General features: G+C 71.3%; 18 protein-coding genes. 14 read left to right on the forward strand and 4 right to left on the reverse strand.

Annotated elements, in window-relative coordinates:
• Positions 1-960 precede the first annotated feature (960 nt).
• The 3 genes from HF519_RS21815 (at position 961) to HF519_RS21825 (ending at position 3,673) form a co-directional block, all read left to right on the forward strand.
• Positions 961-1,881 (forward strand): ParA family protein, encoded by a 921-nt coding sequence (locus HF519_RS21815; RefSeq protein WP_169414854.1) that lies wholly within the window; start codon positions 961-963, stop codon positions 1,879-1,881.
• On the forward strand, positions 1,878-2,453 hold the full coding sequence (locus HF519_RS21820; protein ID WP_169414855.1) for a hypothetical protein: 576 nt from the start codon (positions 1,878-1,880) through the stop codon (positions 2,451-2,453). The genes HF519_RS21815 and HF519_RS21820 overlap by 4 nt, the downstream gene beginning before the upstream one ends.
• A gap of 653 nt (positions 2,454-3,106) precedes the next feature.
• Positions 3,107-3,673: a dihydrofolate reductase family protein gene (locus HF519_RS21825; protein WP_169414856.1), complete on the forward strand. Its 567-nt coding sequence runs from the start codon at positions 3,107-3,109 to the stop codon at positions 3,671-3,673.
• A 165-nt stretch (positions 3,674-3,838) separates the two neighbouring features.
• Here HF519_RS21825 and HF519_RS21830 read toward each other — a convergent pair whose 3' ends face one another.
• Together HF519_RS21830 and HF519_RS21835 are read right to left on the reverse strand one after the other, a co-directional pair.
• Entirely contained in the window at positions 3,839-4,972 is a 1,134-nt protein-coding gene (locus HF519_RS21830) for a hypothetical protein (RefSeq protein ID WP_169414857.1), read from the reverse strand.
• A 457-nt stretch (positions 4,973-5,429) separates the two neighbouring features.
• On the reverse strand, positions 5,430-5,675 hold the full coding sequence (locus HF519_RS21835; protein WP_169414858.1) for a hypothetical protein: 246 nt from the start codon (positions 5,673-5,675) through the stop codon (positions 5,430-5,432).
• An 875-nt stretch (positions 5,676-6,550) separates the two neighbouring features.
• Here HF519_RS21835 and HF519_RS21840 point away from each other — a divergent pair.
• From HF519_RS21840 to HF519_RS21890, 11 genes are all read left to right on the forward strand, one after another.
• Positions 6,551-7,984: an amidase gene (locus tag HF519_RS21840; protein ID WP_169414859.1), complete on the forward strand. Its 1,434-nt coding sequence runs from the start codon at positions 6,551-6,553 to the stop codon at positions 7,982-7,984.
• 76 nt (positions 7,985-8,060) lie between these two features.
• Positions 8,061-9,089, forward strand: coding sequence for an ABC transporter substrate-binding protein (locus tag HF519_RS21845; RefSeq protein ID WP_169414860.1), 1,029 nt, complete (start codon positions 8,061-8,063; stop codon positions 9,087-9,089).
• A gap of 155 nt (positions 9,090-9,244) precedes the next feature.
• Complete coding sequence (locus tag HF519_RS21850; RefSeq protein ID WP_169414861.1) at positions 9,245-10,912, forward strand: PucR family transcriptional regulator; 1,668 nt, start codon at positions 9,245-9,247, stop codon at positions 10,910-10,912.
• 22 nt (positions 10,913-10,934) lie between these two features.
• Positions 10,935-11,852 (forward strand): AAA family ATPase, encoded by a 918-nt coding sequence (locus tag HF519_RS21855; protein ID WP_410479270.1) that lies wholly within the window; start codon positions 10,935-10,937, stop codon positions 11,850-11,852.
• Positions 11,845-12,963 carry a vWA domain-containing protein gene (locus HF519_RS21860; protein WP_169414863.1) on the forward strand — a complete coding sequence of 373 codons (1,119 nt, stop codon included), beginning with the start codon at positions 11,845-11,847 and terminating at the stop codon, positions 12,961-12,963. Before HF519_RS21855 ends, HF519_RS21860 begins: the two co-directional genes overlap by 8 nt.
• Before the next feature lie 233 nt (positions 12,964-13,196).
• A complete protein-coding gene (locus HF519_RS21865) occupies positions 13,197-13,922 on the forward strand; it encodes a GntR family transcriptional regulator (protein ID WP_169414864.1) in 726 nt (241 codons plus the stop codon).
• A 493-nt stretch (positions 13,923-14,415) separates the two neighbouring features.
• A complete protein-coding gene (locus HF519_RS21870) occupies positions 14,416-16,815 on the forward strand; it encodes a xanthine dehydrogenase family protein molybdopterin-binding subunit (protein WP_169414865.1) in 2,400 nt (799 codons plus the stop codon).
• Positions 16,812-17,690 (forward strand): FAD binding domain-containing protein, encoded by an 879-nt coding sequence (locus HF519_RS21875; RefSeq protein WP_169414866.1) that lies wholly within the window; start codon positions 16,812-16,814, stop codon positions 17,688-17,690. Before HF519_RS21870 ends, HF519_RS21875 begins: the two co-directional genes overlap by 4 nt.
• A gap of 1 nt (position 17,691) precedes the next feature.
• Positions 17,692-18,174, forward strand: a complete 483-nt coding sequence (locus HF519_RS21880; protein ID WP_169414867.1) for a (2Fe-2S)-binding protein — start codon at positions 17,692-17,694, stop codon at positions 18,172-18,174.
• Between the two features lie 482 nt (positions 18,175-18,656).
• A complete protein-coding gene (locus tag HF519_RS21885) occupies positions 18,657-20,066 on the forward strand; it encodes an amidase (protein ID WP_169414868.1) in 1,410 nt (469 codons plus the stop codon).
• A 62-nt stretch (positions 20,067-20,128) separates the two neighbouring features.
• Positions 20,129-21,040 (forward strand): alpha/beta hydrolase, encoded by a 912-nt coding sequence (locus tag HF519_RS21890; protein WP_169414869.1) that lies wholly within the window; start codon positions 20,129-20,131, stop codon positions 21,038-21,040.
• Between the two features lie 609 nt (positions 21,041-21,649).
• On the opposite strand, the gene HF519_RS21895 is transcribed toward HF519_RS21890, so the two are convergent.
• Both HF519_RS21895 and HF519_RS21900 read right to left on the reverse strand, forming a co-directional pair.
• Positions 21,650-22,225 (reverse strand): DUF3800 domain-containing protein, encoded by a 576-nt coding sequence (locus HF519_RS21895; protein ID WP_169414870.1) that lies wholly within the window; start codon positions 22,223-22,225, stop codon positions 21,650-21,652.
• Between the two features lie 328 nt (positions 22,226-22,553).
• Positions 22,554-23,147, reverse strand: a complete 594-nt coding sequence (locus tag HF519_RS21900) for an MEDS domain-containing protein (RefSeq protein WP_169414871.1) — start codon at positions 23,145-23,147, stop codon at positions 22,554-22,556.
• Positions 23,148-23,184: the final 37 nt, after the last annotated feature.

Consider the following 23,184-nt stretch of genomic DNA (forward strand, 5'->3'; position numbering starts at 1 on the left):
ACCCCGCCCCCTTCCCCCTACTGAAGATCATCCCGGCCGCCTCCGGCCAAACTAGGGGCCTGAAAGCGACCCGCTGCGGTTCCTGCTCCCACCCGGCCGCCCTTCCGGGTGGGATTCACTCCCGCGGCACGCTCGGTACACGCATGCTGCACGCGCTCTTTAAGCTTGCTGCACGCACAGTGCACGCACAGGACACGCCTGAGGACGGCATGCTGTCTGCATGCAGACAGCTTCTGACACGCGCGTGCCACGTTGTTTGACAGCATGCTGATCGCGTGCTTCATGCATTTGTCATACTGGTCATCTGCGTGTTTCTCGTACCTTCTATGCAATGAACATGCTCTCTTCATGCCTGCTACCCGCTGGATTGCTGCGGTTGATCTGTATGAAGCACGCTGGTAGGCCGCTTGAACGCCGCGGCCGACACGCATGTGACACGTAGGTCGTCCGCGTGTGCCCTGCATGTCATCAGCACTTGGTTCGCTTGTGGTCAGGATGTGTGTCGCAGATACCATGCCTGCGACATGCTGTGAGACAGCTGGTCACCAGCGGGCTCGATGCATATGACCTACGTGCTCTCAGCAGGTGCACCGCACCATCCACGCAGGTGATCCGCAGTTGCAGTGCTTGTGATCAGCATGTTTCGTGCAATCGGCCTGCCGGCGGCACGCGGTGAGGAGGCTGGTCGCCAGCTGCCTCGATGCATGCGACCCACGTGCCCCCAGCAGGTGGACCGCACGATGCACGCAGGTGACCCGCAGTCGGAGTGCCTGTGATCAGCACGTTTATCGCAGGCGTCATGCCTGCGACACGCCGACCGAGGGCAGGTCACCAGCAGGCTCCACGCACGTGATCTACTGACCTTCCGCAAGCACCGCGCACCACGCACGCGCCCGGCCCGCAGCCGGGATGCCTGCGCTCAGCACTCAACCAGCACTCAACAGGCAGGGAGCACGCTCGATGCTGTCGCGCGCCGTCGCCGTCATCAACGGGAAGGGCGGGGTCGGGAAGACCTCGCTCACCGCGAACCTGTCCGGGCTTATCGCCGCGGCCGGCTACCGGGTCCTCGCCATCGACCTCGACCCGCAGGGCAACCTCGCCCGCGATCTCGGCTACAAGAACACCCCGGACAACGATGACGGCCTCGCGCTGTTCTCCGCCGTCACCACAGGCCAGCAGCTCCGGCCGGTCACCGGGGTCCGCGACGGGCTCGACATCGTGTGTGGGGGAGGGCGGATCGCGGAGATGGTCGGCGCGCTCCACTCGCGGACCGCCCGCGGGGTCGCCACCGCCACCGCCGTCCACGACGCCGTGGCCCCGATCGCCGAGAACTACGACCTGTTGCTCATCGACTGCCCGCCCGGTGAGCAGCAGCTCCAGCAGATGGCGTTGACGGCCGCGGAGTTCGCGCTCATCCCCACCAAGTCCGACTCGGCCAGCCTCGACGGCTTGGTCAAGGTCGCCGAGCTGTTCGGCGCCGTCCGCGCCACCACGAACCCGGACCTGCAGCTGCTGGGGGTGGTTCTGTTCGGGATCGGGGTCAGCGCCAAGCGGATCGCGCAGGCCGCCCGCGACGCGGTGGCCCGCGACCTGGGCAGTTCAGACCTCGTGTTCGATGCCCGGATCCGTCATGTCGAGGGCGCCGCGGTGAACACCCGGGACCTCGGCCGGCTGGTCCACGAGATCGAGGCCGAGCTGCCCCAGGCGCAGAAGACGCGCCTTGCGGCGCTGCGGTCCCGCCGCGCGGGGGGAAAGCACCGCGCCGACGACGACGGCGGCCCCCGTCTTGCCGCCTCCGCCTCGGGCCTGGCCGAAGATTACGCGGCCCTCGCGAAGGAGGTCACCGACCGGATCGCGGCCGCGTCGGGGGTGACGGCATGACCGCCGACCGCCGGGACCTGTCGAATCTGACCGCCCCGACGCCCCGCGCCGCCGGGCTCACGCTCCCGCCGCGTCGCACCACGCCGGCCGCCCCGCTCCGCGCCCCCGACAGCGAGCCCGAACGCGAGCCCGACAGCGAACCTGAGGTCGTCGAGGCGGTGGTCGCCGCGCCGGTGCGGGAGAGCACGGAGCGGCCCAAGCCCAGGAAGGCGAAGCCGCCGGTCCCGGGCGGGCGCAAGCGCCCCTACCCGGTGTATCTGCCCGGGCCGCTCGCCGATCGGCTCAAGGAGGCCGCCGGCGTCACCAGCTATGCCGAGTGGGTCCTGACCGCCTACCGGCGGGTGCACACCCGGCTCGCCGACGTGTTCGGGCCGCCGCCTGCGGCCGATGACTCCGGACTCCCTCCTCGCCCCCGGTCGCCCCGCCGCCACGTCGAGAAGCCGACGGCGATTCAGCTCCGTTTGACCGAACAGGAGATCGACGTGCTCGAGCGCAAGCGCGCCGAGCTGGGCGGTCCGAGCAAGTCCGAGTTCATCACCGCCGTCGTCGAGCTTCAGCTCGACGGGCCGTAACTCCCGACCTTCGTCCTGGCCGGGGGAGCGCAGGGTCACCCGGGATGAACGATCTGGTGCGATTGGCCTCAGCACCGCGGAGACCGCGTTCGCCCGGGGGCCTGCGCAGCGGACCTGCGCCGCCGCGCTGTCCTCGGGTCCGCCGGCAGGCGGAACGACCCGTGCGGTCTCGTAGCCGGACGAAGGGACGGCCCCCACCACGTCGCTTCGGTCGCGCGGTCGCTTCCCCCTTGTCGGCCCTTCAGTAGTAGGCGCCGAAAAAACCAGCGCTTGGCTGCGGCGGCGCTGGCAGAGGCAGGTACTCGCGGATCTCGCGGCGCACGTGCGGCTGCTGGTCGCCGCGCTCGCGCAGCGAGCGCGGCGAGCGCTACCGCAACGCCTCTGCGCAAGTAGACGGCCTCTGTTGCAGGTGGCCGTGGAGGCCTTCCCGTCCGGGCAGGCGGCAGCAGCGGTGGGGGAGAGCTGGCCGTGGGTGCGCCGCTGCCCGTACGAGGGTGAAATCGAGATCCGGTGGGTGGTGCTCGGGCCCGGCCGAGTACGCCGTGCCGGGGCCGGAACGCGAGGACTACCTGCGGACGCAGATCGCGCACCGATGAGGTTTCCGCGCCGCGCCCGTCTGTACGTGTGCGATCGACTCACGGGAGGCTGGCACGATGCGGAAACTGATCTTCGGCATGAACGTGACCCTGGACGGCTACATCGCCGCGCCCGGGGACGACATCGGCTGGGGCGGGCCGCCGAGCGACGAGCTGTTCCAGTGGTGGCTCGACCAGGAGCGGGCGAGCGATCTGACGCTGTACGGGCGCAAGCTGTGGGAGACGATGAGCTCCTACTGGCCGACCGGCGACCAGCAGCCCAACGCCACCCCGGCGGAGATCGAGTTCGCGCGGAACTGGCGGGACACGCCGAAAGTGGTGTTCTCCTCGACGATCGACAAGGTCGACTGGAACACCCGCCTGGTCACCGGCGACGCGGTCGCCGAGATCACCCGGCTCAAGGCCGAAGACGGCGGCCCGATGAGCATCGGCGGCGCAACGCTCGCCGGGGCCGCCCTGCGGGCCGGGCTGATCGACGAATACGCCCTGGCCACCTACCCGGTCCTGGTGGGCGGCGGCACGCCGTTCTTCACGGCGCTGGACAGCTGGGTGAACCTGAACCTGGTGGAGACGCGGACGTTTCCCGGCGGCGTGGTGCTGACCCGATACGAGACCAGGCGATGAGCACGGGCCGGATGCTCGGCTCACGAGGCCGGGTCGACACCCTTCCTGGCGTGCTCACCGTGACCCTCGGCTAGGAGGGAACCTTCCCCGCGCCGTTCCTTGCGTTCCGATGCTCGCCGGTGACGGCGTGGGGCGCGGCGATGCTGGCCGATCGGTGTGGATCTGTCAGCGGTTCTCTCCCGCCTGGTCTGCGAGGCGTGCCCGCGTGGGGCGGCCCGCGCGGGCATCACGGAGCCGGCGCAGGTGTGCGGCGACGGCGGCGCGCGCCGCGGCCCGGGCGGCGCCGCTGCTGTGCTGCGCCGCCGGGAGCGAGGCGGCGGGGGAGGGACCGAGCCTGGTTCGCCGGGCGGCCGCCGCCTCGGCTGCGAGCCGGAGGTGGTCGCCCCGGAGGCCGACCACGGCCGCGGGGAGCTGGTGGAGGCGGCCCTTCCAAGGCTTGAGCCGGTGGCCGAGGACGCGGAGCGGGTCCGTCGCGCCGCGCAGGGCATCGCCGCGATGGTGGTCGGGTCGGTCGGGGTGATGGTCGAGGGCGTAGAGAACGCCGGCGACACAGGCGCCAGCGGCCCACCAGGGTTTGAGCAGGGCCCGGGCGCGCCACAGCGGCACCCCGGATACCCCCCGCGGGTCTAGGCCCATTCGTTTGAACAGGCAGAGGGTGGCTGCGGTGCGTTCGGCGGGGGAGTCGGGGACCTGGAAAACCGGCCAGTCAACGACACATTGACTGGCCGGGTGGTGCCGTCTGCCGCCCGTCAAGGGCTTAGTACTCACGTGAGATTCGGGGAGGTCGCCATTTTGATCCACAGGGCATGTGAGCTGGGGCGATGGGTCGGCAGCTTGCGGGAGGGGGGCGTTGGTGACGAGGGCGTAGCTGGGTGTGCGGTTGGTGCGTGAGCCGAGGAACTCCGCGGAGGCGCCCGCCTCGACCACGACGACCAGGCCGGCCTCTCGCGCCCACGCCAGGACCCGGGAAACGGTCCGGGTGGCGCGGGCGCCGGCGGCGCCGAGCCGCTCCGCGGTGACCCCGGTGACCAGGCCGGTGGTCCAGTCCATGGAGTGGACCAGCCGGCGGAGGATCTGCAGCCAGCTGTGGCGCTTGTCGCTGCGCCAGTCCTCGGCGTCGGCAAGTTCCTCGACACGGCGCAGTGCTTCGGCCTGGTCGACGAGCACGCGCCAGCCGGTCTCGATGAACTGCCGCCACCCCGGATGTGGGGCCCAGCGGGCCGCGTCGACGCGCCGGCGGGCGCGTTCGCGGCCGTAGGCCAGCGCGCGCGCGGCGCAGCGGTCCAGCTCGCGGCGCACGGCGCGCGGGAGCGGCCGGGGGTGCCCAGGCCGGGCTGGTGGGCGTGTAAGCGGCTCGACCCGGGCGGCACGGCCCCGCGGCGTGCGGGGTCGCCGTAGCGCTTTCGCCGCGCTGGACGGCCCGTTGGCGCCGAACGAGTCGGGGCTGAGGTCCTGCTCACACGCGGCGCCGTGGAGCAGGCACGTTTTACCGTCGGGGCTGGTGGCGAGGACGAACGCACCGTCCCGATAGCACTCGGCACACCAGCCGATGCCGTGGTCAAGCAGGGTCGAACCGTGTCGGACTCGCGAAAGGTCCGGCCCAAGAGGTATCTTGGACACGCGAAAGCGCCCCTTCTGGCGGAGGGGAGAACAAGCCCCGGCTCGGCCGGGGCACTAACGTCGACTCGGGTGGCGCCCCAGGTCGACGTGATGACTAGACGAGGCGGCCCTCTGGCAGGGGCCGCCTCGTTCGTTGTTACGAGGCCTTGTTCAGCGGCAGTTCCTCCTGCTGGCTGGTGGTCTTCGGGAGGCAGTAGTCCGGGATGGGCAGCCCGAGGGACTCCCCAACCATCCTGGTCACGACGTCGGTGACATCGAGTCCGTCGCGTCTGGCGATCGCCTCCGCCGCAGCGCGGTACTCCCGCGGTAGGCGGACACCGGTGAAGACGCGGTCGCCCTTGGCCGGTCGCCCCGGCTTTCTGCGTTCCCGACGGATCTCCATGCCGGGCTTTATACCGGTGATCAACCCCAAGGGGGAGGGAGACGCGCCGAAAAGCTGAAACGGAAACTGCTACCGGGCCGCCGCGCGCGGTCAACGGCACGAGCCCACGTCACCCGCAGCGAGGAACAGTCCCGGCCGTCGGCGCAGCACGACACCGCGGCGAAGGATTTCCGGCCTCCGGGACGCGGGCCCGGACGTCGGGGCCCTCGCCCGCGGCGAGCGCGCGATCAGCTGATGCTCAACAGGCCCGACGATCACTCGCCGGCGCAGCCCCGTGTCGTGCTGCTGGCTGGCCACAACCGACACCGGACACGGTCCCGCTGGATCGCGATCGTGATCCGCGACCACCCGCGCCCACGGGCCCATGACACCGGGGGAGAGGGGCGCGGCGTCGGCACCGCCGCTCCGTGTCCGCCGGCTCCCTCTTGCTGACCGCCGGTGAAGTCGCCGCGGGCGCGCCGGGCCTCCCTCGCACTGTCCACGGTGCCGGGTTCCGGTCGGCCGCGAGGTCGCCCGCCAGCGGTCGACCTCGCGCCGCCGGAACGGCATCGGGGTGCAACGGGGGAGTTGCCCGCGCAAGCCCGCCCGGGCGGCTGACGCCCCACCTGAAGCCGCGGCCTTCGGCCGCGCCGACCCAGCACCCCGCGTGCAACATCAACCCGTCACACGGAATTTTGGATCCTTCTTGACACAAATTGGATCCAAGCCGTAGCGTTCCCGTCCAATCCAAGCTCCTAGACGACAACTTGCGCGGCTGACTGACCAGCCGCGCCGAGGCCGGCGTACCCACGCCGGGCCCGGAGAGCCTCGCCACGGCCGAACCGGCCAGGGCGACCCTCTCGGCTCCTGCCCTGCATCGGAAGGAGAGCTGACAGATGACTGAACGGTCGCCCTACCTGAGCGCTGTTGCCCTGAGGGCGCTCGTCGAAGATGGAACGGTCTCGGCCCGAGAGCTGGTCGAAGGGGCGTTGGCGAGAATCGCCGAACTCGACTCCGCCACCACCGCGGTCGTCGCCGTTCGCGCCGAAGCGGCCATCAGCGAGGCGAAAGCCGCGGACGAGTTGCCTGCGGAGCAGCGCGGCGCCTTGCACGGCGTCCCCGTTCTCCTCAAGGACCTGACCGAGACCACCGACCTGCCGACGACCTACGGATCCCGGGCGTTGAAGGACAACTACGCGCCCGCCGAGGCCGTGGTCGTCACCCGCCTGCGCGAAGCCGGAGCCATCGTCGTCGGCACGACGAACACCCCGGAGACCGGGCTGCGCCCGACCACGGAAAACCTGCTGTTCGGGGCGACGCGGAACCCGTGGAACCTCGAGCATTCGCCGGGCGGATCGTCCGGGGGCGCCGCGGTCGCCCTGGCGCTGGGCATGGTGCCCCTCGCCCAGGCCACGGACGCCGCCGGCTCGGGCCGGATCCCAGCCTCGTGCTGCGGCGTGGTCGGGCTCAAACCGACGCGCGGCCGGGTGCCGCTGGCCCCGGCGAGCTACGAGTTGATGGCCGGGATGGGAACCATCGCGCCGATGGCGCGAAGCGTCGAGGACACCGCATTGCTTCTCGACGCCATGAGCGGCCCCGTGCTCGGTGACCCCTACGCCATCGCCGGCTCACGCGGCGCCACGTTCGCAGACGCCGTGTCACGGCCGCCCTCGCGATCGCGGATCGGGCTCTGCATGACACCGCCGCACGGGACGCTGTCCCCGGAGGTGCGCGAGGTCGTGGCGGCCGCCGCGGGCGCGTTCGCCGACCTCGGGCACACCCTCACGGACGCGGATGTCGACTTCAGCGGCCTGCGCGATCCGGTGTTCACCGTCTGCGCGGCCACGGCGGCGGCCATCGTCGACACGGTGCCCCACGACCGGCTCGGGCTGCTCGAGGGCAGCACCCTCGCCTTGGCCCGCCGAGGCTGGCTCAAGACCGCCGCGGATCATGTGGCTGCGGTCTCGACGATGCGGAACGAGTCCGCTCGCCTCCTGAGGGCCATGGCGGACTACGACTACATCGTCACGCCCACGCTCACCCAGCCGCCGCCCCGCGTGGACGCCTTCCCGTCGGCGGAGGACCTCGACACCAGGTGGCGGGAATATCTCGACTGGATGGCGTTCGTCTACCCCGTGAACTGCACCGGTCAACCGGCGATCAGCATCCCGGCGGGCCAGACGGCCGCGGGGCTGCCCGTCGGCCTGCAGATCATCGGGCGGATCGGAGACGACGCCGGCGTGCTCGCCCTCGCGGCCGCCTTCGCCCAGGCGCGGCCCTGGTCGGCTCAGCACCCGCCCGAGCCCGTCGCTGTCGCCCCGGCCCGTTAGGACCACCCCGCATGGCGGCGCCGTCTCCGCGCGCCGGCCTGGGTCAGGCGCCGCCATCCCAGCTGTGAGGAAGAGGATGAGTACTTCAGGACAGGGCACCGACCTCCGGGTATGCCTGCCCGTGCCCGCGCACGCCATCATGGCGCACCTGCTGCTGACCGATCCCCTCGGTTACGCCGAGGAGGAGGGGCTGCGGCTGAGCTTCGATATCGTCGACGGCCCCGACATCGCGGTCGCCGGGGCCGGCGAGGGCCGCTACGACGTGGCGGTCGCGAACGCCGTCTTCGCGTTCCGCATGCGGGAGCGCGGGGCCGCGGTTCGGGCGTTCTACAGCACCTGCCGCGGGGTGTACCGCTCGTTCGCGGTGCCGGTGGACAGCCCGATCTCGAGCCTCGCCGACCTGCGGGGGCGGCGCATCGGCACCGATTTCCCGGACCTGCTCGATCTGGCGTTCCCCACGTTGCGCGACGAAGGCCTGCGCCCCGAAGAGGACGTGACCTTCCTGCCCCGCTCCATTCCCATTCCCGGCGTCGCGCCCTCCCCGGAGGAGCTCGAACGAATCGCCTCGGGCAAGCTCGACGCCATCTGGGTGCTGGCGTGCGCCTATGAGATGTTGCTCGTCGAGGGCGCGCAGCTTCGCCGGCTGCCGACGCGCACGCTCGACCGGTTGACCCCTTCCGAGCTGCTCTACGCCGGCGAGCACATGCTCGCCGGGAACAGTGAGGCGCTGGCGCGATTCGGCCGCGCGGTCGCGAAGGCGTCGCTGTTCTGTGACACCGATCCGGAGGCCGCCGTGCGGCTGGTGTGGGAGCACTTTCCCGAAGCCAGACCGGCCGCCGGCGACGAGGCGCAGGCGCTCAAGCGCGACGTCGCGGGCCTGCGGGGGCGCACCGAACGAGGACTCCCGCAGCACGGCCGCGTACCGGCCTGGGGCTCGATCACCGCGGAGGAGATCCAGCAGTGGGAGGACTTCCTCCTGCGCAACGGCGGCATCGGCGAGCGGCACCCCCTCGAGGAGTACTTCGAGCCCGGGCTGGTCGACGCCTTCAACGACTTCGATGCCGACGCCGTCAGGGCCCAGGCGCGGGCCGCCGGGCAGGGATGAGCCCTCGGCCCCGGTAGACCGCAGCGCCGAGCGGCACATCGTAGAAGTAGTCGACCGCTGTCGTTGTCTTCTTCCCGATGTGCCCAGGCCCGTTCGCCCCGTCCCACGCCATCTCACCCCGCTCCGAGACCCGAGAAGGACCGGAGGGTTCGCAGATGACCGCTCTGACATTCGGCCAGCGCTTCACCCCCGCGACCGGCCCAGATGCCCGTGCCGGCGACGCGTTCAGCGACCGCGCTGCACCCACCGCCGGTGCGCTGACACTGCAGAATCTCCTCACCGCGATCGGTAGCGGCTACCTGGAGACGATCTGCGCACCGTGTGGCCTCGAGCCGATGGTGTGCGGCGTTCTGATCTGGGACGTCGCCGGCCCGGTGAGCATTGATCCCGGCGATCTCGTGCTCGCCGTGGGCGTCGCCGCCACCTCCTCAGCCTTCCCCGAGCTCGTCGACCTCGCGGGGCGGGCCGGCGCAGCCGCGGTCGCGGTGAAGGGCCCGTTGAACGACGCGTGGATCAGCTCCCTGGCCCAGGGCGCGGGCATCACCGTCTTCGCGGTGCCCCGCGAGTTGGCCTGGGATCAGGTGCACGCCGTCGTGCGCCGGGCGATCGCCACCGCGTCCGCCACGGCCGAGGACAGCGACGCCGCCCCGAGCAGAGATCTGTTCGCCCTCGCCGCCGCGGCCGCGGCCGATCTGGGCGGGCCCGTGCAGATCCACGACGCGGGCATGCACCTTCTCGCGGCCTCCCCCGGAGATGAGTTCGGTGACCCGTGGCGGACATCCGAAGTCGCCGGTCATCCACCGTCCGAGCTCCTCGGGTGGCTCCGCCGCACCGGTCTCCTGGAGCGCGTCCGCGGGGCGTCTCGGCCGATCCGGGTGGGACCGCCGGGTAGCCCCTCGCGGCTGGTGACCGCCGTCCGCGCGGGGACCGAGGTCCTGGGCTTCGTCTCGGTGTCGGAGGGGGCGGTGCCTCTCGGGCTGGAGCACGAGGCAACCCTGCTCGAGATCGCCCGGATGGCCACGACCTCCGTGATCAGGCTCAGGGTCGCTGAGGACGCCGAGCGCCGGCTCCGCAGCGACCTGCTGCGCAGCGTCATCGACGGCACCGGATCGGCTTTCGTGCTGGCGTCACGGCTGGGCGTGCACGCGGACGAGGAATTCCGGCTGATCGGGTTCCAGCCGCACGGCGGCGTGTGCGGCCAACCCATCGAGCAGATCCAAGTGCACGGTCTCGTCGAGCTGGGGATGGAGGGGGCAGCCCACGGCGGGCTGGTCGCGACGTCCGGTAGCCGGACCTATGCCCTGCTGCCTTCTGCGCAGCAAGCGGTGCACGAGGTGAAGGAACTGGCCGGCGAGATCCTCGGCCAGGCCACCCATCAGCTGGGCGTCGCGATGGTTGCCGCGATCGGCACCGCCTCCTCCGGACTCGCCAGGCTGCCCACGGCCCGGGCCGAAGTCGACCGCGTGTTGCAGCTCTTGTCCGCCGGGAACGGACCGCCGCTCGCGACCTTCGACGAGCTGCGGTCGAGGGCTGTCCTGGCGGAGCTGCGCGAGCTGGCCGCCGAGCGGCCCCATCTCCTGCACGGGCACATCGCGATGCTTCGGGAGATTGACCGGACCCAGAACACGCAGTACATCTCGACATTGCGGGCGTACTTCGACTCGGCGTGCGACCCGGTAGAGGCGTCGAAGCGCCTCTACGTGCACCGAAATACTCTCCGTTATCGCCTCCGGCGGATGAAGGAGCGCTGCGGCCTGGATCTCCTCGACCCGAATGAGCGCCTGATCGCCGAGCTGCAGCTCCGGCTGACTGTAGAAACGTGAGGAGAACATGGACCATAACGCGTTGGCACACGACCTGAATTTCTCGGGCGGGGCGCCGAATGCCGAACCGGTGCGGTTCTCCTCCGTGGAACAGGTCGAGACGGTCCTGCGGGATGCGGACTATCTACCCGACCGCGGCCTGGCGACGGCGATCTTCCTGGCGCTCGGGATGCAGCGCCCGCTCCTGCTCGAGGGCGAAGCGGGGGTCGGCAAGACCGAGGTCGCGCACACGCTCACCCGGGTCCTGGGCCGCGACCTCATCCGGCTGCAGTGCTACGAAGGCATCGATGCCGGTCAGGCGATCTACGAGTGGGACTACTCGCGACAACTGCTGTACGCCCGCGCGGTCCAGGACGGCGAGGTCGACCGGCGCAGCCGATTCGCGGAGCTGTACGGCCAGGAGTTCCTGCTCGAACGACCCCTGCTGCGGGCGGTCCAGGCCGGCGCCGGGGCCGTGCTGCTCATCGACGAGCTGGACAGGGCCGATGACGAGTTCGAGGCCTTCCTTCTGGAGATCCTGTCCGACTACGCGGTGACGATCCCCGAGATGGGAACCGTCCGTGCGGCGGAGCCGCCGGTGGTCATCATCACCTCGAACCGGACGCGGGAGTTGCACGACGCGCTCAAGCGGCGATGTCTGTACCACTGGATCGACTTCCCCGACCTGGAACGCGAGGTCGCCATCATGCGGCTCCGGGTGCCCGGGGTCTCGGAGGAGCTCGCCCGGGCGGTGGCCGCGACAGCGGCGCAGCTGCGGGGACTCGGCCTGGTCAAGGAACCGGGGATCGCGGAGGTGATCGACTGGACCCGGGCTTTGGGGCTGCTCGGGGTGACTCGCCTGGACCCGGCCGCGGCCGACGCCACGCTCGGATCGGCGGTGAAGAACCGCGAGGATCTGCGGCGCGTCCGGCAGGTCCTGCCGAACCTGATCCATGACTGACCCGGTCGAACGCCTGGTGGGATTCGTGCACGCGCTGCGCGCGGCCGGTGTCGCCGCCAGTCCGAGCCGCGGCACCGAGTTCCTGCGGGCTGCCGCGCTTCTTCCCCCGGAGGACCTCTACTGGGCGGGCCGCCACACCCTGGTCTCGGCCGCGCCCGAGCTCGGCACCTACGACCGCGTCTTCGTCGAGTACTTCGGCGGCGGGCCGGGCAGCGGCCGGGAACAACCGATCGTGCACACCCCCGAGGTGGCCCTCGAGCAAGGCGGCTCGGACGAGGATGAGGGTTGTGGCGAGAACAACCCGGACCACCCGGCCAGCGCACTGGCGAGCGAGGCCGAGGTCCTCCAGCACAAGTCCTTCGCCGAGTTCTCCCGGGAGGAGCTGGAGAGACTCGCCGCATTGCTGCAGTCACTCGATCTGGCTCCGCCGTGCCGCCGGACCCGGCGCTGGAAAGCCGCGCGGCGGGGGGACGCGGACCCTCGTCGCACCGTTCGTGCCGCGTTGCGCTCGGGCGGCGAACCTGTGCAGCGGGCCTGGCGGCACCGCCACAGGCAGCCACGCCGACTGATCTTGATCCTCGACGTGTCGCACTCGATGAGCGAGTTCTCCCGCGCGCTGCTGTTGTTCGCCCGCGCCGGCCTGCGGACCCAGCGCAAGGCGGAGGTGTTCTGTTTCGGCACCCGGCTCACTCCGGTCACCGACGCGCTGTCCGGTGCGGCGGCCGGCGAAGCATTGATGCGGGCCGCGGCCGAGGTGGTCGACTGGGACGGCGGCACCCGGATCGGCGAGTCGCTCAAGCATTTTCTCGACCACTACGGCCACGCGGGCCTGGCGCGGGGCGCCATCGTCATGATCTGCTCCGACGGGCTCGAGCAGGGTGACCCCGAGCTGCTGGGGGAACAGATGGCCCGGCTGTCGCGGCTGGCTCACCAGGTCCTCTGGCTCAACCCGCTCAAGGAGAGCGCCGAGTACGAGCCGTTGGCCCGGGGGATGGCGGCCGCGCTGCCCTACATCGACGTCTTCGCGAGCGGACACAACCTGGCCAGTCTGGAGGAGATCGCGGCGCTGCTCACGCGTTCCCTGGGCGCGTCGCGGCCGGCCCGCCGATGACCAGGTTCGGCGGTGCGGCAGCACCGGGTCCGTGAGGTGGACGATCTCGCCGGGAAGGCGGGCGCTCGACCCCCGTCGGCCGGTGGAGCCGCGCCGCGGCGGCGGTGATGCACCATGGTCCCGCCGCATCCGGCCCGGTCACGGGGTTGGGGACTGCCATACCGCGGCACCCCAGCGTGGCAGACTCTCCTGCGCGACTCTCGTCGCTACCGAAAATCGCGGGGTGGGGGGCGATGAACGGACCGGACATCAACAGCGGCACGGGCCCGTGGGCTGGCGGGGAGGAGGACCCGCCCCAGGGTCTCGTCGACGAGACCGCCCATCGGATTCAACAGAGGATCATCCAGGGCGAGCTGCCGGTCGGCACCTGGCTGCGCCAGAACCGCCTCGCCACTGACCTCGGTGTGAGCCGGACCCCGGTCCGTGAAGCCCTTCGCAAACTGCAGGCCGTCGGCCTGGTCGAGGTCGTTCCCCGGCGCGGGGCGCTGGTGCGGCCCCTCGATGCGCGCAAACTCAGCGACGCCTTCATCGTGCGGGCGGAGCTGGAAGGACTCGCCGCCGAGCTCGCCGCCGAACTGGCCGACGACGACCAGCTGGAGCGTCTCCAGAAGGCCGTCGCGATGTTCGACGAGAGCGTCGAGGAGCTCGACGTGCGCCCGGTCCAGTCCTGGGAGGAGGCCACGTGGCGGGCGAACAGCCTGATCCACGAGATCATCCTCGAAGCAGCGGACAACTTCTGCCTGACCCGATCCCTGGAGGATCCCCACCTGCTGGTCTCGAGCAACGTCGCCTGGACCACCGTGCTGACCCGCCGCACGCACATCCTGCGGCGGAACATGAACGAACACCACGAGATCGTGGACGCCATCCAGCAGCACGACGGCGCGAAGGCACGGGCAGCCATGCGCCGGCACGTCCTGCGCACCGGCGAGATCGTGACAAAGGCCCTGCGCGCGTGAGCCGCCGCGCCCCCGGCGCTGCAGGTCCGCACCGGGCCCGCCCCGCGTCCGGCCGGCGCCCGGGAGCCGGGGGCTCAGCGGCCTGAACAGCTCCTGGGCGCAGGCGTCCACCGGCACCGCCGGACGTGGCTGCTCCCAGCTGTGCGGTCCGGCCGATCGCCCGCACGTCCCGGGCCGGAGACGGGCACGCCCCATCGTGGTCGTCGTCCGGCCCGAGGACGAGCGCCGCCGCCGGTTCGCCGGCCGGCCGTGCCGGCTCGAGCTGCGAGGCAACCCGCGTCCGGGGCGCAACCCACGGGCCCTCGCTGCAGCCGTCGCCCTGCGGCGCCACCTGTCGGCCTCGGCGCCGCCCCGTTCGGCTGCTCGACCAACGCGGCGGGCAGCCGAACCCCGGCGCTCGGCAAAAGATCTCTATCCGCCTTCGGCCGGTTTGACTACTGCTCCAGTGCACTTGTCGAGAGCTGTCAATTGACGCGTTCCGCGCCCTAGCCTGATGATCTTTTTATCATCTAAGGAGGCAGCCTTGGCAGAACAACGCACCGCCTCAGGCCCGATCGGCGCGAGGATCCGACGTACCGAGGATCCCCGGCTCCTCGCCGGGCAGGCGCGATATCTCGACGATATTCGCCTCCCCGGAATGCTGGAGGGCGCGGTGCTGCGAAGCCCGTACCCGCATGCCCGGATCCTGCGGATCGACGTCAGCCGCGCCCGCGAGCTGCCCGGAGTCTTCGATGTCATCACCGGAGCCGAGGTGCGTGAGCTGGCGGCGCCGCAGCCGGTGATCTGGCAGCAGATCCCGGATCAGCGCATGCCGGAGTCCTATGCCCTGCCCACCGACCGGGTGCGCTACGTGGGAGAGGCGGTGGTCGCGGTCGCGGCCGTCGACCGTTACGTCGCCGAGGACGCCCTCGAGCTGATCGACATCGAGTACGAGCCGCTCCCGGTGGCCGCGACGCTCGACGAGGCCCTCGCCGAGGACGCGCCCCGGCTGTACGACCAGTGGCCCGACAACAAGATGGGCCAGCACACGTTCACCCGGGGGAACGTCGACGAGGCCTTCACACAGGCGGACGTGGTCCTGCGGGAGACGCTCTACTACGGCCGCCAGATGGGCCTGCCGCTCGAGACCCGCGGGTGCATCGCCTCCTGGGACACCTACACCAACCAGCTGGACCTGTGGCTGTCGACCCAGGGCGCGCACGTCAACCGGGACCTCATGGGCGAGGCACTGCGAAAGCCCGTCCACGAGATCCGCGTGCGCGTGCCGGACGTGGGCGGTGGGTTCGGCAACAAGCTCGACTTCTACATCGAAGAGGTCCTCGCCTCGTTGATGTCCCGCCGGACCGGCCGGCCGGTGAAGATCATCGAGGATCGCGTCGAGAGCTTCGTGGCCAACGCCCATTCCCGCGAGCAGCGGATGGAGGTGGAGCTGGCCGCAACCTCGGACGGCGTGATCACGGGCATCCGCGGGACGGTCTGGGCGGTGCTCGGCGGACGGCTGAGCGGCGCGGCCTGCGGACCGCCCTGGTTGAGCGCGGCCGTCATGGCCGGGCCGTACAAGGTGCCGAACGTCGACGTGTCGGTCGTGGGTGTGTTCACCAACCGCTCTCCGATCGGGTCCTACCGCGGCTGGGGGCAGCCGGAGGCGACCCTGGTGTACGAGCGCCTGGTCGAGTTGCTCGCGCGCAAGCTCGGCCTGGACCGCAACGAGGTGCGGCGCAAGAACTTCCCCGCCCCGGAGGAGTTCCCGTTTCCGAGCACGGTCTTCACCTATGACAGCGGCCGGTACGCGGAGTGCCTGGACCTGTGCCTCAGCGGCGTGGAGAAGAACGGCTGGAAGGAGCGCCAGGCCGCGGCGCGCGCGGAGGGCCGCTCGGTCGGCATCGGATACGGCTTCCATGTCGAGTGCACCGCCTTCGGCCCGAGCCGGGTCCTTAATGCGGTCGGCGTGCAGCACTCCGGCTTCGGCCAGTCGGTCGTGCGGATCGACTCGACCGGGCGTGTGACGGTGTACACCGGCGAGGTCCCGATGGGGCAGGGGATCCAGACCGCGCTCGCCCAGGTGTGCGCGCAGTCGCTCGGCGTCCCGATCGAGGACGTCACGGTGATCGCGGGTGATACCGACAGCTGCCCGTACATGGGCTACGGCACGGGGGGCAGCCGGGCCGCCGCCCTGGGCGGCGGCGCGATCATCAGGGCCGCGGAGAAGCTGAAGAAGCAGATCCGCGACATCGGAGCGCACCTGCTCGAGACGGCACCGGAGGACCTCGTCATCGAGAACGGACGCGTGGCGGTGTCCGGGGCGCCCGCGCGGTCGGTGTCGATGGCCGAGATCGGAAACGCCGCCTACCGCAGTGTCGGCAAGCTGCCGGCCGGGCAGACGCCGACGCTCGAGGAGCGTGAGGTGATGGATCCCGAGGATCTCGCCTGGGCGTACGGCTGCACCGCGGTACTCGTCGAGGTCGACCGGGAGACCGGCGCAGTGAAGGTGCTCGACCACCTCATCGCCCACGACTGCGGGACGGTCATCAACCCGATGATCGTGGAGGGGCAGATCCACGGCGGTGTGGCCCAGTCGATCGGCGGGGCGCTCCTCGAGGAGCTCGTCTACGGGGAGGACGGGCAGATCCAGACCACCACGTTCATGGACTACCTCGTGCCCACCGCCACCGACATGCCGCCGATGCAAGCGCTGCACATGGAAACCCCGGCAGTGCACATCCCCGGGGGCATCAAGGGCGTGGGAGAAGCCGGGACGATCGCCGTTCCGGCCGCGATCGCGAACGCGGTCGACGACGCGCTCGACGATCTGGATGTCACCGTCACCGCGATCCCCATCACCCCTCCGCGCCTTCTGGCGAAGATCCGAGCCGCTCAGGAGCAGCAGTCATGAAGCCGGCATCTGTCGAGTACCACAAGGCCACCTCGATCGCCGACGCGGTGGACGTGCTGAGCAGCACCGAGGACGAAGACGCCAAGGTGCTGGCCGGGGGCCAGAGCCTGGTGCCGATGCTCAGCATGCGCCTGGCGCGGCCATCGGTCCTCGTCGACATCAACGGGCTGACAGACCTCGACTACATCCGGCGCGACGGCGACTGGCTCAGCATCGGCGCCCTCACCCGGAGCCGGGCGGTGGAGAAATCCGCAGCGGTCAGGGATGCGGCGCCGCTGCTGTCCGAGGCCATGGGTTTCGTGGGCCACGCGACGATCCGCAACCGCGGCACGATCGGCGGTAGCGTCGCGCACGCGGACCCCGCCGCGGAGGCACCGGCCGTCCTGTGCGCCCTGGACGCGGAGCTGGTCATCACCGGACCGGCCGGGGCCCGGACCGTCGGCGCGAACGACTTCTTCCACGGTTTCCTCACGACCGCTGTCGGGCCGGACGAGATGCTCACCGAGATCCGGGTGCCCGTTCTCCCCGCCGGGACCGGTTGCGCGGTGGAGGAGCTGGCCCGCCGCCACGGCGACTTCGCGATGGTCGCGGTCTTCGCCGCGGTGACCGTCGGGGATGACGGACGGTGCACCGACGCCCGTCTCGCGCTCGCCGGAACCAACCCGACCCCGGTACGCGCGCGCGAGGCGGAAGCCGTGCTGGTCGGAAGCGGGCTGACCGCCGAGACCATCGCCCAGGCAGCCCAGGCCGCCGCCGGGGTGACCAACAGCGCGAACGACATTCATGCGCCGGCCGAGTATCGGCGGGACATGGCATCAGTTCTGACCCGGCGAGCTCTGCGACGAGCTGCCTCCGACGCGAATGTGGTGGTGTGAGATGGCCTCGAAGGTCACCGTGACCGTGACGGTCAATGGCCGCACGCTCAGCGCCGAGTGCGAGCCGCGCCGGACACTGGCGGACTTTCTCCGGCAGACCCTCGGCTTCACCGGCGTGCACCTGGGGTGCGAGCACGGCGTCTGCGGCGCCTGCACGATCGTGTTCAACGGCGCGACCGCCCGCTCGTGCTGCATGCTCGCCGTCCAGGCCGATGGCGCCGAGATCACCACCGTGCACGGTCTGGCCGACGGCGAGACGCTGCACCCGATGCAAGAGGCGTTCTGGGACAACCACGGCCTGCAATGCGGGTTCTGCACTCCCGGCATGCTCCTCAGGGCGTGTGAACTGGTCGAGGAGTTCCCCGATCCCACCGAAGAGCAGATCCGCGAGGGCATTTCCGGGAACATCTGCCGCTGCACGGGCTACCAGTTCATCGTCGACGCCATCCGAGACGGGGCCCAGCGGATGAGACAGACGAGCTGAGGTCTTCCGTCGGTCGCCGGGCGCCGGCCCGCGCCTCCACCGGTGCGAACCGGTGGAGGCGCGGGCCAGGACCGCGTCGCAGAGGGTCCCGGCCGAGTGGTGCCATCGGCCGCGGCCCGGCCCCGGGACGGGTCTGCGGCGGACCCGGGAAGGGCCTCGGCGAGGGGACGAAATGGCCGGTGCCGCCCGGCGGGCACCCCCCGCCGGCGGCGCCGGTCGTAGGCGGCGGAGACCCCGCGGTCGGCAGCGCAGCCCCGGGTCGCGGTCGCGGTGTCTGATCGGATCCCGCCACGTGGCGGGGGCCTGCCGGGTGGCCAGGCCTAGGGCCTGTCCTCCCGGCGGGCCGCCCAGCAGGCCTCCGGACTGGGCCGCTGTGCTCCGGGACCGACCGCCGACGGAGGCGTCGCTCCTTTCGTCGCGGCGGCCGCCCACCGGGCAGGTCGGCTCGACGGAGCCGGGCGGCGCGGCGAGGAAGGGTACGGGTGAACAAGGCAATCTGGACGTACGGAGCGGCTGATCTGGCGGCGGCGATCGCAGGCCGTCGCCTGACCGCTCGCGACGCCGTGGACGCCGTTCTCGAGCGCATCGAGGCGGTGAACCCCGCCGTCAACGCCGTCACCGTGGTGTTCGCCGACGCGGCCCGCCGTGCCGCCGGCGAAGCGGACCGGGCCGTCGCCGACGGGCGGCCCCTGGGCCCGCTGCACGGGGTGCCGTTCACCGTGAAGGAGAACATCGACCTGGCCGGGTCGGCCACGACGCACGGCCTCATCGCGCTCAAGGACGCGATGCCCCCGCTCGACGCCCCCGCGCCGGCCCGGCTCAAGGCGGCGGGTGCGATCCCGATCGGCCGCACCAACATGCCCGAGTTCGGGGCCCGCTGGCACACCGACAACGCCCTGCGCGGGGCCACCCGCAACCCCTGGGACGCGGCCCGCACGCCGGGCGGCTCCAGCGGCGGCGAGGCCGCGGCGGTGGCCACCGGGATGACCCCGATCGGCCTGGGCAACGACCTCGGCGGCTCCCTCCGCATTCCCGCGCACTGCTGTGGCGCGGCGGCGCTCAAGCCCACCCCCGGCCGCATCCCCCACGCGACGAGTATGGAGCCGTTCGACCCGGTCCTCGCCGCCCAGATGATGCTGGTGCAGGGCCCCCTCGCCCGGCACGTGCGCGACCTCCGCCTGGCCTACGAGGTGATGTCTGGGCCCGATCCCCGCGACCCGTGGTCGGTCCCCGCGCCCCTGCAGGGGCCACCGTTGCCCACGCCGATCCGGGTGGCGGTGGTGACCGACCCCGGCGGGCTGGGGGTGGATGCCGCCGTTGCTTCCGGCGTGCGGGTGGCGGCCGATGCCCTCGCCGACGCCGGCTACGACGTGGTCGAGGCCGAGCCCCCGGGCGTGGTGGAGGCGAGCGAGACCTGGTCGGTCCTGGCGCGGGCCGAGGGAGCCGCCTCCGCGCTCGGCGAGATCGCGCCGCTGCTGTCGGAAGGAAGCCGCCGCTACCTCGAACTGGTGTCCGAGCTCGTCGAGATCACCCCGCACGCGGTCGCACGTGGCTATGTCATCCGCCATGCCCTGGCCCGTCAGTGGTCCGCGTTCCAGGTGGAGCACCCGGTGATCCTGGGGCCGGTGATGACCCGACCTCCCTTTGCGGTGGGAGACGATCTCGCCTCGGTCGACTCGATCCAGGAGATCCAGACGAGCCTGCGCCTCATCGTCGCCCTCAACGTGCTGGGCCTGCCCGCGGTGGTGGTGCCGACCGGTGGCATCGGCGGGCTGCCCACGGCCGTGCAGGTGATCGGTTCCCGCTATCGCGAGGACCTCTGCCTGGACGCGGCCGAAGCCATCGAGCGCCGCCTCGGAGTGAGCACCCCGATCGACCCGCACCAGCCGTAACGCGCGCCGGCGGGTGCCGGCCGCTGACGCCCCCCGATCAACCCCTGTAGGGAAGGAACACCATGCCGAGCCCCCAGTCCGATGCCCTGCGAGCGCGTTTCCTGGCCATGGCCGCCCGGAAGGCGGCCAACCCGGAGATGGACCTGCCCACCATGCGGGACATGCAGGAAGCGCTCCACCTGGAAACGGCGGAGCCGGAGGGCGTGTCCTACGCCGAGGTCAGCGCCGGCGGCGTGCCGGCCCTGTGGTGCCAACCCGACGGCGCTGTCCCCGACCGGGTGCTGCTGTACCTGCACGGGGGCGGTTTCGTGACCAACTCGATGCACAGCCACCGCAAGCTCGCCGCGCACGTGGCGAAGGCGGCCGGAGTCCGTGCGCTGGTCCTGGACTACCGGCTCGCCCCGGAGCATCCGTTCCCGGCCCAGCTGGAGGACGCGGTGGCGGCCTACCGCTGGCTCCTCGCGCAGGGCCTCAGGGCCGAGCACATCGCCACCGCCGGCGACTCCGCGGGCGGCAATCTGGCGACCAGCGTGGTCCTCAAGTTGCGGGAGGAGGGGGAGCCGCTCCCGGCGGCCATCGTGGGGTTTTCCCCCTGGTACGACCTGGAGTGCCTCGGCAAGACCCTCGATACCAACGCCGCCACCGACGTGCTGGTGCAGCGCGCGGAGCTGGAGATGCTGGTACCGATGTTCCTCGGGGAGAACGGCTCGCCGTCGGACCCGCTGGCCAACCCACTGCGCGCGGATCCCACCGGGCTACCACCGATGTTCCTCACAGCCGGGGACCACGAGACGCTGCAGGACGACGCCGAGCGCTTCGCCGAACAGGCGACGGCCGCCGGCGTCGACGTGACGGTGGAGATCGCCCCGGGGATGCAGCACATCTATCCGCTCATGGCCGGCCGCGCGCCGGAAGCCGACGCTGTGATCGCCGGCGTGGCCGCCTGGGTGCGTCCCAAGCTGGGCCTGGGGTAGCGACCGGGTCGCCCGACGGAGCGCGCTCACGGTCCGCGACCGCCCGCAGCCCCTGATCCCCGGGCGCCGGGGGAGGGGGCGCGGCTCCGACCGCCCGCCGGCGTTCGAAGAGGCCGTGGAGAGGGCCGGGACGACACCGACCGGCCGGACGGGCAGGCTCCACGTCCGGCCCGACCGCCGCCGACGGTCGCTCACCTACGGGGGCGCCCCATCGGCTGCCGCTCGTCGGCCGGCCAGGAGGCCCGCGGTTGCGGGTGCACCGCGGCGCCCGGCGGCGCGGGGGACAGGGGTCCAGCCGGGTCCGCCTGGATGACGGCCATCAGGCCGGCGGGCCCCGCGAGCTGATAGCTCCAGAAGCCGGCGATGAGCGCGCAGGCGTGTTCGCGGTCCCGCCCGGTCGCCGGTATCCGGGCGATTGCCCGGCGGGGCGCCCGCCCCGCCGTCTCCGAGCCGGCGCTGCGCGGCAGGCGTGCTCAGCGTGGTTGTCCAGCGCCGGGTTCGCGCCTATGCTGGGGCACAGCGGAACGTCGTGGGCGTGCCGCGAGCCGCGAGGCCGTGTGACCTGGGGGATACCGGGAGCACGGCCTTACGCATGTGTAGGGCTCGGTGTCAGTCTGCTGTGGGCACCTCGACCAGGTGCAGCAAGGCGCCCAGCTGGTCCCGGTAGGTCGAGTTTCCCAGGTGGTGGGCACGGACCGCGCCGGCAACGATGTCGGCCACCCATAGCCGCGGATCAGTTGCCCCGCGGTGGTGCTCGACGCGCAGGAGGGTTCCTTTGGGTAGGTCGAAGCGGGCCTGCTGAATGGTCCGGACATCGCGCTGATCCAGCACCTGCTGTCGTGACTCGACGACCAGCTGCGTGACCCCAAGCCCGTTGAGCTCGAAGGCGAGGCGGCGCAGGCAGATCGCTCGGGCGCGTTCTTGCTTGCGCGCTGCGACGGGGGCCCCGACGACGATCACATGCAGCGCATCGAGGCCGGCGATCCGCTCGACGGCTGCCTGCCGGTACCGCGCGCTCGACTCCGTCCAGTGCAGCTTCCCTGGCGAGCGGTGCGCCGCCAGTCCCTGCAGCAACGCCCCGATCTCGTCGGCCTCCTGGGCGAGCACGGCTGCCGCCAGCACGTAGAAGCCCTCCGCGTCGTGCTCATGAAACGACTCGTCGATGTAGGCCGGCGGCTCGGGCACCGGAGAAGCCTACGGCCGGTGTGCGGCCGACGAACCGGAGTGACACTCGCCCACTCGGCGGCAAGGTCAGCCGCCGAGTAACCGCAGAAACCCTGTGGTTACCGGTGTTGCTGCGGTTCTTGTCGTGATCACCTGCCGCCCAGCGTTGTCACCGCTGTCGGGATGGCCCGAACCGCGGCCCGTAGTAGCTGAGCCGCAGCGGAGGTGGGTGGACTCAGACCATTGGAACCGCCGATCAACTGTGGGACCCGGGTGAGCGGGGCGATGCTGGCCGAGGTGTCCCGCCGCGGGCTGCACGTCTTCGCCCATCGCGGTGATCGCGGGCCAGCTACCGCCGGGAGGCGAGGAACTCGTCCGGTTCGACGTAGTACGGGTTGTCGTGGACGATGCCGCTGACCAAGACCTTGGGGTGGGTCTTCAGGATGTCCATGAGGATCGCGCTGCCGAAGCGGTCGAGGTCGTAGAGGCAGATGACGACCTGCGGGTAGCGATCGGCGTACCGGTTGTACTCCGACTCGTAGGCGATCAGCTCATCGACCCCGGGGAAGTCTCGTAGGGCCCAGCTCATCTCGCAGACCACCCGGACCAGCGGGCTCCCGTCGGCTATCGCGTGGTTGAGGAGTTTGGTCCAGAACGCGATCATCTCCTGGGCGCTGAAGGCACCGGTCCGGAAGTAGGCGTCGAGCGAGGAGCGCAGATCGAGCTGGTCGCGGGTGGCCGGGTCTGGATCGAGGGCGGCCAGGATCTCGCCCGGATCGGTGTTGTCGAGGATGCAGACGCACTTGTCTCCGGCGCGCAGCCCCTCGCGCAGGAAGGGGAGGAGGATTTCGTCCCGCTCCGGGAGCCCCCCGTAGAAGCCGCAGATGTGATCGCCGGGAGCGACCGACAGTCCCGGGATGCCGAGCGCGATGGAAGCGGTCACGGGCGTTCTCCTCTCCGTTGACTTTCGTCGCCGGGGC

It is taken from the genome of Pseudonocardia bannensis (genome assembly GCF_012911875.1).
GTDB classification, from domain to species: Bacteria; Actinomycetota; Actinomycetes; order Mycobacteriales; family Pseudonocardiaceae; genus Pseudonocardia; species Pseudonocardia bannensis.